Source organism: Stenotrophomonas sp. P5_B8 (assembly GCF_054049855.1).
Genome location: NZ_JBFULO010000056.1, coordinates 1 through 14971, shown reverse-complemented (window position 1 = coordinate 14971; position 14971 = coordinate 1). Strand labels below are relative to the sequence as shown.

Sequence of the window (14971 nt, the reverse complement as noted above, 5' to 3'; positions counted from 1 at the left end):
CCTCGGCAGCGGTGATCAGCACGTTGTTGCCGGCGCCCAGGATCACGTTGTCCGTCGCGTCGATCACCGCACCGCCGGCGGTGAGGTCACGGCCGGCGGTGATGTCGATGGCAGCGCCTTCGATGACCGTGCCCATCGCGTAGCTGTCGCTGCCCACGGCGTGTCGGGTAGTGGTGGTGCTGGAGAGCGTTTTCTTCTTCTTGTCGACGCTGTCCAGGCTGTAGTCATGCGCTTCGTTGACCGAGAGCAGGTTCACGTCACGGCCGGCGGCCACGCTCACCGCGCCTTCGGCACTGGCGACCTGGGCTGCGGTGAGAGTGACGTCGCGGCCCGCAGTGAGCAGCAGGTTGTCGCCCGCCGACAGCTGGCTGCCTCGCACGGTCTCGTCACGCTGGGTGACCTGCAGCGAACTGCGCTTGCCCGCATTGCTGAAATCACGCGCGGTGCTGTCCACCAGCGCCTGGCTGTTGATGTCACCACCCGCCTGCAGGGCCATGCCGCCGTCCGCCTTGATCTGCGCGGCGGCAAGGTTGATGTCCCTGCCTGCAGCCAGCACCACGTCGCCGCTGCCCTGCACGGTGGTCACAGCATGGGTGGTCTGGCTGCTGCGCACATGGTTGCGGTCATCAAAGGTGGCGTCGCTACGCTGCCCGAGCGCCAGTGCACCCACATCCAGACTGCCGCCTGCCGCCAGCTGGGTGATGCCGTCTGCGCCCACATTGAGGATCTGCGCAGCCTGCAGGCTGATATCGCCACCGGCGACCACCGACAGCACCCCTTCCCCGCCGGGATTGGTTACGTAGAGGCCGGCCACGCGATCCAGCGTTGTGATCTCATGCCGCGACGTACCTTTGCCGGTGAAGGTTTCCACGGTGGATGCGACGGTGACATTGCCTGCGGCCTGCACCGACAGCGCGTCGGTGGCGGTGACGCTGGCACCGGAGATAAGAATGTCCTTGCCCGATGCCAGCCCCACGTACTGCCCGGAGATGCTGCCGCCAAGGTGCTCGATGCTGCCTGCGTCGATGGTAACCAGCCGGCGGCCGGCGATCTCACCGGTGTTGACCAGACCATTGCCCAGAGTGATGTCGACGTTGGCGCCGGCCAGCAATGCGCCCTGCTCGTTGAGGTCGCCCGGGCGCAGGCGTAGATAGACCTGCGGCACCAGCGCGGTGGTGGTGCTGCCGTCGGGCAGGGTGATGGTCTGTTCGACCAGCCAGACGATGTCGCTGGTGAGCTGCGCCATCTGGGCTTCGGTCAGTGCCACGCCGGGGCGCAGGCCCCATTCCCTGGCAACCGTCGCACCGGCTTCGAGCAGCGCCCGGTACTGTGTTTCATCGTCCTGGAAGTTGCCGACGTAGCGGCGCCCGGTCAATTCACCGATCTGCTCGCGTACCAGCTTCTGTTCGTAGAAGCCATCGCCCAGGCGTTTCTGCACGGCATCGGGTGAGTAACCCATCTGACCAAGCAGGTAGTCCGAACTCAGCCAGGTCTTTCGGTCTGTGTAGTTCGGGTCGGTTTCGACAAGGTAGCTGCCACCATTGGGGTTGACGTTGAACAGGCTGGCGTTGGGTGCGCGGGTGTCCGGTGCGCCCATCGCAACGCGGTCTGGGGAATCACCGGCAGCAGCCACCACGCGCCCACCAGACACCGCGCCATTGTTGGCCACGCCCCCCACGGCACCGCCCTGGCTACTGCCTGCCGCATCAGCCGACTGCGCCTGCGCGCGCCCGGCCTCTGTGCCGGACGCATGGCCCGGCCCCTGCGCTCCTCCTGTGCCCGCCCCGTCCAGCGTCCTGGGCCCCTGCACGTTGAGGTTGGCCATTGCCGCCCCATCCTGCACGTTGGGGGCGTCGCGCCCTTGGTTGAGGTTGCTCAGGTCACCGACGTCGATGCTCAACGTGCCACCACTGGTGATGCTGCCGCCGATCTTTCCGGTCACCTCGGAAATGGACGGATTGCTCCAGGTAATGGTGTCGCCGCCGAAGGTCCGGCTGACGTTGTTGAACGCGTGTGTCCGGTGCAGCGTCTGCGCCAGATTGGTGACTTTCGCCGTCGCGGTCAGACCGGTGACCTGCAGGTTGCCGCCTGCGGCGATGCTGCCGTAGCGGTTTTCGAGGCTGTCGGTGCCGATGTGCATCGCACCGCCTGAGCGGATGACCGCATCCGCACCGGCTCCCGGTGCCAGCAGATCCTCGGTCACGGTACGGGTGGCGATGCGGTACTGCTCGTTGCCACTGGTGGAACTTCCGCCCGAGAACTGCGGGCCGGTCAGGGTCCGGTCGGGATCGTAGTCCTTGTACGTCCACAGCTGCACGCAGTCGGTGGTGCAGGTGCCGTAGGCGCTGGAGTACGTCAGGTTGTCCTCGACGTAGCGGAACGGTGTCGAATCGGGGTGGAGCGCGCTCAGCTCGGTGAACGGATCGTCCGCACCACTGGTGACCTGGTCCGGATTGACCTGGTTGTCCTGACGGCCGACGTAATACAGGGTGACGGTGCCGTCCTGCACGTTCAATCGCGAACGCTCACCGGACGCTGCGTACAATCCACCACGACCGAAGAAGTAAGCGCTGGTCTGCGCTGTCAGTCGCACCACGGCACGGTGTACGGTGAACCCATCCGGCGTGATATGCGGCTCGTCCTCGAGAATGTCGGCAGGGTTGAGGTAATACACCTCATGGGCGCTGTAATGGCTGGTACTGCGGATATCGGAGGTGCCATTGTTGCCGTTGCGCCACCACGAAGGCYGGTCCATGCGTACCGGGGCTTCCACCTTGGTGGTTTCGGTGACGACCACGTTCTCGCGGATGTTGTTGACTGCCTGGGCATTGATCGTGAGATCACCGTCCACATCAATGACCGAACTGAGGTTGTCGATGCGCCCCGCCACGCCCGCGGCCAGGCGATCGGCCCCCAACGTTCCACCAATGGCAGCATCGCCGCCGCTGTAGATCAGCCCCTTGTCGGTGTTGATCAGTTGGCCAACGCCCATGTCCAGGCGCTCACGCGCGGCGACGGTGGCCACGCGGGTGGCGCCGTTCGCGGTCTCGGCACGGTTGCGCACGGTGCCGGCGGAGATCGCCACGTGGTCGCCATAGATGCGGCCCGTGCCGACGTTGTCGAGCGTACCCGCTTCCAGGTGGGTGACCACGCCGTCGATCAAGCCGCGATTGGTGAGCTGCCCGCTGGCGCCGAGGTGGGTGGTGCCCTGGCTGGTGATTTCCGCGCCGGCGATGTTGTCGATGTTGCGCGCGTTGAGGTCGAGGTTGCCGGCGCGCAGGATGCCCTGGTTGGACAGATCGCCCGCGGTGGTCAGCGTGAGCGTGCCGTTGGAGATCAGCTCGCCATTGAGGACCATACCTTCCTGCAGGGTCAGCGTGGCATCACGCTGGGAGTGCAGCTGGCCGTCGCCGGTCAGCGCGCGCGCGGTCAGGCTCTGGTTGCCGTCCGAGCGCAGCAGGCCGGCACTGTTGCTGACCACGTCGGCGCCGATGTCCAGGCTGGCGCCGGCCGAGATCAGGCCATTGGCGTTGTCCAGGCCCGCGCCGAGCTGGATGCGGCTGCCGGCATCGGTCAGCAGTTGGCCATGGCGGTTGTCGAACGATTGCGCATCCAACTGCAACTGGCCGGCCTGCAGGCCAAGGGTGTTGTCGCTGGTGCGGGTGTTGCGGTTGTCGACGCTGCTGGCCTTGAGCGTCAGCGTCTGGCCGGCGGCAACGGCGCCGCCCTGGTTGTCGAGCGCGCCGCCCAGGCTGAGATCGAGATCGCGGCCGGCCTGCACGCGGCCGGCAGCGTTGTTCAACGTCGATGCCTCCAGCGACAGGTCGGCGGCGCTGGTCAGTGCACCGCCACCACTGTTGTCGACGCTGGCCAGCTTCAGCAGCGCATCGCCCTGGGCCAGCAGCACGCCGCCACGGTTGTCGAGGAAGCCGCCATCGATGCGCAGGCCGCCGCCAGCGAGGATGCCGCCATTGCTGGCCGATGCAGTATTGGTCAGGGCGTTGGCGCCGACATCCACGGTCAGCTGGGTCTGCGACTGCAGGCGGCCGCCGCTGTTGTCCAGCGCACCGCTGCGGATCTGCAGCGCGCCGGTCTGGCTGCCGATGGTGCCGCTCTGGTTGCCCAGCGCGTAGCCGCGCGTGTCGATGTCGACCGCGCCGCCGATGATCTTGCCCAGCTGGTTGGACAGGCCCGAGGCACGCAGCTGCATCGCATCGGTGGACTGGATGACGCCGCCGGCGTTGTCCAGCGCGCTGGTGGTGTCCAGCTGCAACGTGGTGCCTGCGAAGACGGCGCCGCCGTGGTTGTCGAGCGCGCCCGCATCCAGCGCCAGCGCGGCGGTGCTGGAGAGCAGGCCCTGCGCGCTGTTGTCCAGGCGGCCGTCGACCGTGACGGTCAAGCCGCTGCCGGCGGCGTGCACGGTGCCGCCACGATTGTCCAGGCTGGCAGCCCTGAGCACGCCGCTGCCGCCGAGCAGGATGCGGCCCTGCTGGTTGTCCAGTGCCTGCGCGATATCCAGCGTGGAGTGGCCGCTGCCTGCCGCCTGCACACTCCCCTTCTGGTTGAAGAACTGCTGCGCCGACAGGTTGAGCAGACCGTTGCCGCCGATATTGCCGCCACGGTTGTCCAGCGTGCTCTGCACGGTCAATCGCAGGGCCTGGTCCCCGGTGGCGGTGAGCGTGCCCCCGGCGGTGGTCAGGGTGCCGGTATCGATGCTGATCGCGCGCGCGGAGGTGATGGCCTCGCGCAGGTCGGTGCCCTGCCCGGTCACGCTCAGCGCGCCGTTGCTGAGCACGGTGCCGCGCTGGCCCAGCAGGGTCTGCGCGTCGATCTGCAATGTGCCGTCACCGGCGTGCTGGACGGTGCCTGCGGTGTTGTCGAAGGTGGTCGCCTGCAGCAACAGGTCGCCGTTGCTGGCCACGGTGCCGCCGGCATTGTCGAGTTCCTCGGCGAGGATCTGGCTGGCGCCGCTGCCGCTGGCCACGATGCGGCCCGCGCGGTTGTCCAGGTGGGTGGCCTGGAGGTCCACGCGGTCGGCGCCGAGGGTGGCGTTGCGATGGTCCAATTCGGTGGCGCGCACGGTCAGGGCACCCTTGCTGACCAGGGTGCCCGCGCTGCCATCAAGCCGATCGGTGTGCAGTTGAAGACCGCTGTCGCCGGCATGGCTGATGGTGCCGGCGGTGTTGATCAGGTGCCCGGCATTGATCGTGAATGCATCCGCATTGCTGGCGATCACGCCCTCGGCGTTGTCCAGCACGCCGCTGACCGTCCACGTACTGGTCGCGTCGCCGGCCGCGCTGAGCGCGCCCTTCTGGTTGGCTACGCTGGCGGCCTGCAGCGCGATGGCGCCATTGCCCGCGATGCTGCCACCGCGATTGTCCAGGGCACCGGTGAGGTGCAGGTCGAGCACGCCGTTGCCGGTCGCGCTGAGGGTGCCGCCAGCGGTGCTGAGGGTGTCGGCGTGGACGCTGACGGTCTCGGCCTGGGTGGTACTGGCCGTGCCGAGCAGCAGTTCGCCACCGTCCAGCTGCAGCGCGCCCAGGCTGAGGATGCGTCCGCCGGCGCCGTGCAGGGTGTCGGCGGTGATGTGCAGGCTGCCATCGCCGGCGTGTTCGATCGCACCGCCGGTATTGTCCAAGCGGCCGGCGTGCAGGGTCATGTCACCGGTGCCGGCCACGCGGCCACCGCCGGAGGTGTCCAGCAGGCCACGGGTCGTCACCTGCAGGTGCCCGCCTTCGGCTGCCAGCACGTTGCCGCCCTGGTTGAGCAGCTGCTGGGCCTGCACCTGCAGGTCACCATTGGAGGACAGCGTGCCGCCACGGTTGTCCAGGTCGCCACGCACGCGCACTGTGCTGCCGTGCGTGCCGGCACCCAGCAACGCGCCCTTCTGGTTGTCGATGCGACCCGCGTCGATCTGCAGCCCYGCATTGCTGGCCACGGCGCCGTTGCGGTTGTCCAGCGCGGTGCGCAGGCTCAACTGCAGCGCGCTGGTACCCAGCGAGGTGAGCTGGCCGCCGACGTTGCGCAGGGTGTCGGCGTCGACCGTGATCTGTTGGGCGGTCGTGGTGCCGCCGCTGAGATCGAGCTGGCCGCCGGACAGGCTCAGCGCCCCGTTGCTCAGCAAGCGACCTTCGCTGCCCTCCAGCGTATCGGCATGGATGCGCAGCGTGCCATCGCCGGCCTGCTGGATCAGCCCCTTGCTGTTGTCGAGCACGCGGGTGTCGAGCGTGAGGTGGCTGTTGGCGGCGATGCTGCCGCCATCGCGGTTGTCCAGGCGCGCGGCACGCACCGCGCTGCCCTGGTTGCCCAGCGACAGCAGGGTGCCGCCGCGGTTGTCCAACGCCGAGGCGATGATCTGGAAGCGGTCGGCGCTAAGCGTGCCGCCGTGCATGTCGATGGTGCCGGCCGACCAGTCCAGGCGACCGCCTGTCCGCAGGCTGCCAGCCGCACCGGTCCACGACTGGGTGTACAACATCAGGCTGTCCTTGCCGGCATGCTCGATGCGTCCGCCCGCATTGCTGACGTTGCCCACGTGGAGCAGCAGGCGCTCGGCGTTGGAGACCAGCAGGCCCTTGTCGTTGTTCACCTCGCCGTGCACGGTCCACGACGCGGCACTGGTGCCGCCGTGGTGCAGCTCGCCGCCGCGGTTGTCCAGCGACTGTGCTTCCAGTTCCAGCAGCCCGGCCACGCTGAGCGTGCCCTGCTGGTTGGACAAGGTGCCCGCGCGCACGTTGGCATTGCCGTGCACCTGCAGGGTGCCCGCATCGTTGACCAGCTCACCGGATGCCTGCAGCGACGACACGCCGATGCGGCCGCCGCCATTGTCCAGCCCGTTGGCCGCGACCAGCGAGGTCGTACCGCCGTTGGCGATGCTGCCGCCGTCGTTGTCCAGGCTGCCGGCGATGCTCACTGCACCGGCGGCCAGCGGCGCTGCCGGGGTGGGCGTGGTGACCGGGGCGGGCGTGCTGCCGGTGCCTGCGCCCGGCGTCGCGGTGCCGCCATCGCCGGGGCTCGGCGTGGAAGTGCCGTTGCCGGTCCCACTGCCGGGTTCGCTGCCGCTGTTGTCCGTGGCCACGCTGTCGAGCGCGCCGATCATTCCGGCGTCGCGGTTGGTCAGCGTGCCGGCGGTGACCGCAAGCGCCTGCACACCGGCCTGCTCGATGCTGCCGCCGCGGTTGCGCAGCGTGGCGGCCGCCACCTGCAGCCGCTGCGCATTGAGCGTGCCGCCGCTATTGTCGAGCTGGCCGGCCGCCTGCACCGTCAGCTCGCGGGCGGCGGCGATCGTACCGGCGTTGCGCAGGTCCTGCGCGACATCCAGGCGCACGTCCTGACTCGACTGCAGCGCGCCGGTGTTCTCCAGCCGACCATCGACGGTGACCACCAGTTCGCCGGCCTGCGCGCCGATGGTGCCGGCGTTGCGCACACCGACGCCATGCTCGTTGCCGACCAGCCAGATCTTGTTGGCGAACATGCCGCCCAACGCGCCTACGTCCAATGCAAACGTCGGGGCGTCTTCGGTTGCGGCCGCCGCCGCCACGCTGATGGCATCCACGCCCACCTGCTGGTTGCCGAGGCTGGCACGCAGCTGGTTGGCCCAGATGCCGGCGTTGACCTGCAGCGAGCGGGTGATCAGATCGGTGTAATCCACGCGGCTGGTATCCAGCCCGTCGCCGCTGATGTCGATCGTCCCGCCCGTGACCCGGTAGCCATCCAGCGCGCCGCCCTTGAACACCGGCGTGCCGGTGGTGAGCGTCACCCGGCTGGCATTGAGGAAGCCACCCCCGTTGACCTGGATGCCGGCCGGGTTGGCGATGACCACTTCAGCGCGTTGGCCGGCCACTTCAATGTAGCCATTGAGGCGGCTGGCCGGCCCGTTGACTTCGTTGAGGATGACCTTGGCGCTGCCGGTGGCCAACCACGGATTGCCCTGCACCCAACCACCGAGCTGGGTCTGGGTCTGCCCGCGCGCATTGTTGAGGATGGCCCCTTCCGGGCCGACATCGAACTGCGCATAGCGGTTGCGCGATACCCCGCCGGCGGACGGCGTGGTGATATTGACCATGGGCACGCCGTTCGGCCCGGCCAGCACGGTCGGGCGTTCGTTACCCGGCGCAGTGGGATCGGACACGATTCGCCCGGCCTGCGCCTGCGCGACCGGCACCAGGCTGACCCAGCCCAATGCGCACATCAGCGCAAACCCCAACGGCGCCAGCGCCGCACTGCGCTCGCCCGGCGCACGCTCGCCACTGCCGCCGCCGCTGCCGACCGCAAGCTCGGAAGCCACCTGCCAGACCATCAGGGCACGATTGAACACCAACCGGTAAACACGATTCATTTCACACGTCCTTGTGATGGTTCAGTAGCGCCACGCCAGGCTGAAGCCCAGCGTGGTGTAGTCGGTCGGGTAGTTCTGCGGCTTGTTCAACGGCGAACCGATGAAGCCATCCCACGAGAAGCGTTGCCAGCCACCACGCAGGCCGATGGCCATGCCCGCCAGATGATCGCCGGCCTGCCATTGCGTGGATGGCCCGCCGATGCGTCCGTAATCCATGCCCAGGTAAGCCTCCTGCCCGCCGCCGAGTCCGACCGAGAGATCGTTGCGCACGGTCCACCCGCGTTCACCGCTGAGCGAACCCTCGCCGTCGAAGCCGCGCACGCTGTAACGCCCGCCGATGGAGAAGCGGTCCTGCGGCGACAACGGGGTGCGGTTCCACTGCGCGCGCCAGGCGGCGGTGTAGCGCAGGCGCTGCTTGCCCCACTGGAACGGCACGCTGAGCTGGGCATCGGCCACGATCAGTTTCATCCGCGAGGTCCCTTCCAACGGAAGGCCGGGATCGAAGGCCCAGGCGTTCTCTTCTGGCGAACGCAGCGCATCGAAGGCGCCGGTACCGCGCCGGTAGGCCACGTTCGCATCCAGCGTCGCCGTCCCCAGGAAGTGCTTGTGGCCCAGGCCGATTTCCCAGCCGGCGGTGCGCCGTCGCTGCACCTCGATCTCGGTGTCGTCGATGGCATTGCGCGACTCGCGCCACCAGCCGCGTCCGTACATGCTCAGCTTGACGGTGGCATTGCGGAACAGCAGGCGATCCACGCGGACTTCGGCGTTGCGGCTCTCGCCACTGTAGTCGTAGCTTTCGTATGCGCCGAGCACGGTCTGGCGGTAGTCGTAGCCGCTGGCCGTCGCGCCGAACAGCCAGTACCCGAACGGCACGTCGTAGTGCGCGGTCCAGCTGTCGGTGTCCTTGCCCGCACCGTTGAACACCCCGCGCCCCACGCTGACGTAGAACAGCTCGTTCAAACCCAGCGGGTTATCCAGCGACACCGTGCCGTTGGCCTGCAGCTTGCCGGTGCCGCGGCTGCCCGCATCGTCCAGGCTGACGCTGGCGCGCACCGGCAGGCGCTGCTCCCAGGCAATCATCAGGTCGCTCTGGCCCGGTGCAGCGGCGTCGCCCTCGGCCGGCGCGATGCGGATATCGGCGGTCACGGTCGGCACGCGCTGGAAATTTTCCAGGCCCTGCTCGATGCCACGCAGGTTCAGGATCTGGCCACCGTGCAGTGGCAACGCATTGCCGATCGTGGTCCGCGCCTTGGCGGGATCGACGAACACGGCCGTGCGGAAGCGCCCCGGCAGCACCGAAAGCACCAGCGTGCCACCAGTGAGATCCTGCGGTGCCGACAGCACGCGTGTGGTGACGTAGCCACGGGCGATGATCGCGTTCTGGATGCGCTTCATCACCAGGTTGATGCCTTCGGTACCCAGGCAGCGGCCGATCGCCGGATCGCCGCCCGGATCGGTCGCGCGCAGCGCCCACTGGAACTGCGCGGCGTCTTCGCCGTCGAGCACGATCCGATCGATACGGAAGCACGGGGCCTCGCGCGTGGGCAGGCGCTCGATCGCATCGGTGGCCGTTCGTTCCAGACGAACGTCCGGCCGCGCCTCCTGCTGTTCGCGCAACGCGCGCTCACGCTCCTGCTGGCGCAGCAGTTCCTGCGCACCGGCCTCGGCCACCTGTTGTGCCGATGCCTGCGCGGTCATGCCTGCAAACAGAAGAACCCACCCACGCCGGCGTCCACGCCCCATCCCAATCATCCCTGTCGTTGCATCCATTCGTACGTTGAAGCGCCGGCGACGCCCCGCGCATTGCGCGGAACCCGCTTCCGGAGCATGTATGTGTCGACCGTCGCAGTGCCGCACCACGGCACCGGGGCCTGCATCGCCCAGCGGTTCGACGCTCGCCCGCCGTATCGGCAGGCGGATCAGATGCTTTAGCGCGCCTCCCGCTTGCGTACCGATGCCGTTCAGCCAACCGCCACCACGGTGCCGCCACCGCGCGACCGGTTGGGGTGCGCGATGGAGCAGGTCTGGAAGTCGAATGGCCGTGTGGTCTGACCGCCCGGTGCCACCGCTTGAGGGGCGGGAACCGGGCGCAGCCGCGATTGCGCGGGCAAGCCGGGGCGGATCTTACGCGAGCGGTCTGCGCATACCAAGCCTGCTTGACGGAAGTGACCCGACAGGCCGTTACGCAGCGGCACTCAGTGCAGCAGCACCGACAACAACAGCGTGCACGCGCACACATAGCCCAGCAGGGCCAAACTGATCGCCAACGTCGTGCGCATGATCGCCGACTCCTGGCCGACCAGCTTCACCGCAGCGGCGGCAATGGCGATCGATTGCGGCGACACCAGCTTGGCCATCACCCCGCCGGCGGTATTGGCCGCTACCAGCAGCGCGGGGGAGACGCCGATCTGCGTGGCCGTAACCGCCTGCAGATGGGCGAACAAGGTGTTGCTGTTGACCACCGATCCGGTGATGAAGACTCCCAGCCAGCCGATCACCGGCGCCACCACCGGGAACAAGCCGCCGGCCTGGGCCAGTGCCAAACCGATCGTGGACGACGCGCCGGAATAGTTGGTGATGTAGGCCACGGCCATCACCAGGGCCACCGTCGCAAGCGGCTTCCACATCTCCCGGCCGGACTGCGCCAGCTCCTCGCTGGCCGAACGCACGCTCAGCTTGGGCGACAGCAAGACGGTAAGCAGCGCCGCGATCAGGATCGCCGTACCGGAGGCGTTGAGCCACCCCACAGTCCAGACTGCCGGCAGTGCGCGTGCACTGGCGACCAGTGGCGGCAGCTCCTGCACGCGCTGGTCGAGCAGGCCGATGGGCAGGTGCAGCACCGTTGTGCCGAGCACGCCATCCGCCGCGAACAGCACCTTGAACGCGGGCAGACTCCAGACCAGGATGGTGGCGGTGAGGATGTAGAAAGGCGACCACGCCAGCAGTACCTCCCGGAGCGACCAGCGCCGGCTGGAGACCGGCGGCGCGTTGGCTTCGCGGTAGATCCGTTTCGGGCGCCAGACCTGCATGAACGCGGCCAGGCTGCCCATTGCCGCGAGCGGCCCGATGATGTCCACCAGCTCGGGCCCCAACAAATGCAGCACCAGCGTCTGCGTGCCGCTGAAGACCACGCCGACCACCAACAGCACCGGCCAGGTTTCGCGCACACCGCGCCAGCCGTCCAGCATCATCACCAGCAGCGCCGGGAGCAGCAGGGCGCAGACCTGTACCAGCGGGATCAGCATGAGCGACATGTCGCCCAGCGCCACCCCGCCCTGCTGCGCACCCACCAGCACCGGGATGCCAATGGCGCCGTAGGCCCCTGCCGCGCCGTTGGCCACCAGACAGAGCATGGCTGCCTTGAGCGGGCGGAAGCCGAGTTCCACCAGCAGCGCCGCGCAAATCGCGATGGGCACACCGAAACCTGCCGCGCCTTCCAGGAAGCCGCCGAAGCAGAACGCGATCAGCAGCACCTGGATGCGCTGGTCGTCGGAGATGGTGGCGATGCTGCCGCGGATCACCTCGAACTTGCCGCTGCGGATGGCCAGCTTGTACAACCACACCGCCATCAGCACGATGAAGCTGATCGGGAACAGGCCGTTGGCGATGCCCAGCAGCGCCGCGCCACCGATGCTGCCCAGCGGCATGCCGAATACCCAGGCCGATACCACGGCCGACACCAGCACCGCCAGCAACGCGGCGGTGAGTCCCTTCAGCCGCAGCACGGTCAACGCCAGCAGGAATACCAGCACCGGCAGCGCAGCCAGCAGCGCCGAGAGATTCGCGTTACCGAGCGGGTCGTAGTTCTGGGGCCACATGGTCAGTCCCTGCTGGGTGGGTTGACGGAGGAACGGCGGCGAACGGGGTCAGGCGGCGGTAACGAGGTTGGGACAGGGGCTTCCCGCGGCGAAATCACCGAGGTTGCGCAGCGTGATCCCGGAAATCTCCTGCAACGCCTCCATTGTGAAGAATCCCTGGTGCCCGGTGACCAGCACATTCGGGAACGTCATCAGCCGCTGGAACGTGTCATCGTCGATGATCTCACCCGACCGGTCTTGGAAGAACAGCACGCTCTCCTGTTCGTACACGTCGATGGCGAGGTGGCCAAGGTGGCGCGACTTCAGCGCACGTATCACCGCCTGGGTATCCACCAGGCCGCCACGCGAGGTGTTCACCAGCATCGCACCGGCCTTCATCCCGGCCAGCGACGCATCGTTGATCAGGTGATGGGTTTCCGGGGTAAGCGGGCAATGCAGCGAGACGATGTCCGCGCGAGCCAGTAGTTCATCGATCGGCACGAAGGTGCCGATCGATGCGAAGGCGGTCGACGGGTACGGATCATGGCCCAGCACCGTGCACCCCATGCCCTTGAAGATGCGCGCGGTGGCCAGGCCGATCTTGCCGGTGCCAACGATGCCCACGGTCTTGCCGTACAGCGTGCGGCCCAGAAGACCATCGAGCATGAAGTTGCCTTCGCGGACCCGGTTGTAGGCGCGGTGGGTCTGACGGTTGAGCGTCATCACCAGCGCCAGCGCATGTTCGGCCACCGCCTCGGGCGAATAGGCCGGGACGCGCGCTACGAAGAAGCCCAGTTCGGCTGCCGTGGCGAGGTCGACATTGTTGAAGCCGGCGCAGCGCAGCAGGATCGCGCGCACGCCCAGCGCGTGCAGCGCATCCAGCACCGCCGCGTCCAGGCGGTCGTTGACGAAGACACAGACGGCCTCGCAGTCCTGCGCCAGCGCGGCCGTGTGGATGTCCAGGGAGGCGTCGAAATAGAGGAATTCAAACGATTGCGCGGCATCGGCATGTTGATTGGCCTCGTCCAGGAAGCGGCGGTCGTAGGGACGGGCGCTGAATACGGCGATCTTCATGAAGCATCCTCTGCGGGAGAAGCGCGCGGCGCGGCCTTCCAGGCACCTTACGCGGTAACGCGTGACAGGATCGCGCGCATCCGGTGGTCATGCAAACCTGCCGCTCTGGCGACCTCGCTACAATGCGGCCAACGACTGGAGCAACTTCCTTGAGCCTGACGTCTCGACTATTGCGTTGGTGTGCCACCCCTGGGGGCCGGCGTGTCCTGTTTGCCATCACCACGGCGATCGTCCTGCTGGTAGCGTGTAATCCGTTGCTGTTACCCCTGCTGCCGGTGGTCGATGCCGTTGGTCTGGATGTGCTGGCCTTGCTGGTCGGGGCCCAGGCGCTGGCGGCGCTTCCCTGGCTGGCAGCTCTGGTGCGGCGGGGTATCACGCCTGCACGGCGTGTACTGGCAGGCCTCCTGGCCGGTGCAGTCGGCGGCTATCTGAGGCAGCTTCTGTTCGGCGGATACTGCCGTGGCGTCCGGTTCGGACAGGGATAACAGGCACTGTCGGGGGCAAGGCAGCACGCATGCCCAGGCCGCGGTCATGCGCTTGGACAGCGCATGACGCCCCAGCGCTGCCCGCGACAGACCCGCCCGCCATCGTGCCCTGGTATTCGCCACTTCAGCAACGCCATTGGCAGAAGTACGTGGGCACTTTTGAGAGGTGCGGCCGTCGCAGCGGCCAGGGTAAACCGATTGCGGTGCTTTCCCACGGCTTCGGCACCGAGCAGACGGCGTGGACGGCAGTGCGACCGTGGTTCGGGGGCGCGCTTCGACGTGGTCTCCTTCGACCTCGCCGGCTGCGGCCCCAAGGGTGCCGATCGCGGACGGCAGCCGGAACGCGGTGGCCTCCACTGGCAATGCGATGCCGCGAGGCGCTGCGTGACCGGGACCTGTTCGCCCGATTTGGCGGCGCGCAGTTCATCGCGTTGCTGTCGGCGCCGGTCATCAACGAAGTTCCTGTAGCGGTCGAGCGACTGCGCAGTGCGATTGCCGCCGATCCCATCACGGTGGGCGGCACGCGTATCGCCGTCTCGATCAGCGTGGGCGCGGCCATTGGCGAGGCACTCCCCGGCGGGGATCAACCGCTCCTGGAGGAGCTCGTAGCGCGCGCCGATGAAGCGCGTTACCAAGCCACGACCGAGGGCCGCAACCGGGTGCGGATGGCGGATCCGGTACGGCGTAAGCGCTGGATGCCCGCCCCTGTTGCTTGCCCCGGGACCGCCGCTACACTCAGGCCATCCGGGCCCCACCTCGAAGGACGCAACAGGGATGTTGTCTGCCCGCTGGTACGCCGCTTGTGCTTGGCCGCCGCCCTGTTTACCTCTTCTGCGCTGGCCTGCGCAGCCGATGCCCCGACCGCCGAAACCCCGTTGCAGCTTCAGCAGCGCCGCCTGGATGCGCTGCGCCTGATGGCCGACGCGTCCTCGCCATCCAACATGCCGGACCGCGAGGCACTGGTGAAGGGCATGATCGTGGTGATGGCTGTCGCAGATCCCGCGCTGCTTCCGGACGGGTGGACCGGAATCGCTGCGCAGGGTATCAGACCATCGCCTCGCACTACCCCGAGCGCACATCCGCAGCTGGAGCGGAGGCAACCTTTCCCACAAACGAAAAGCCCCGGCCTTGGTCGGGGCTTTTTGTTGCATCTACGGTCACGGTCAATGAGATGTCCGAGGCCATGCACGGGCAAGTTGCGATGATTTCTTGAAGCAATTTCAACCAACACCGCATGCAGATGGGATGTGTTAGTCCTTGTCATCGCATTATCTTTGGAC

Annotated in this window: 6 protein-coding genes; 2 read left to right on the top strand and 4 right to left on the bottom strand. The window is 67.7% G+C overall.

From position 1 onward, the window contains the following. From ACXJKH_RS05275 to ACXJKH_RS05260, 4 genes are all read right to left on the bottom strand, one after another. The coding region (locus tag ACXJKH_RS05275) for a two-partner secretion domain-containing protein (RefSeq protein ID WP_457318562.1) at positions 1–8335 on the bottom strand (8335 nt) is incomplete at its 3' end. A gap of 21 nt (positions 8336–8356) precedes the next feature. Next, positions 8357–10078 (bottom strand): ShlB/FhaC/HecB family hemolysin secretion/activation protein, encoded by a 1722-nt coding sequence (locus ACXJKH_RS05270; protein ID WP_457318561.1) that lies wholly within the window; start codon positions 10076–10078, stop codon positions 8357–8359. A 452-nt stretch (positions 10079–10530) separates the two neighbouring features. Continuing rightward, on the bottom strand, positions 10531–12153 hold the full coding sequence (locus ACXJKH_RS05265; RefSeq protein WP_457318560.1) for an L-lactate permease: 1623 nt from the start codon (positions 12151–12153) through the stop codon (positions 10531–10533). Positions 12154–12201: 48 nt separating this feature from the next. Then, positions 12202–13206 (bottom strand): 2-hydroxyacid dehydrogenase, encoded by a 1005-nt coding sequence (locus ACXJKH_RS05260; protein WP_457318559.1) that lies wholly within the window; start codon positions 13204–13206, stop codon positions 12202–12204. Positions 13207–13355: 149 nt separating this feature from the next. On the opposite strand from ACXJKH_RS05260, the gene ACXJKH_RS05255 reads away from it, so the two are divergent. Beyond that, entirely contained in the window at positions 13356–13691 is a 336-nt protein-coding gene (locus tag ACXJKH_RS05255; protein ID WP_457318558.1) for a hypothetical protein, read from the top strand. 362 nt (positions 13692–14053) lie between these two features. Continuing rightward, a complete protein-coding gene (locus ACXJKH_RS05250) occupies positions 14054–14896 on the top strand; it encodes a GGDEF domain-containing protein (RefSeq protein WP_457318557.1) in 843 nt (280 codons plus the stop codon). Positions 14897–14971 lie beyond the last annotated feature (75 nt).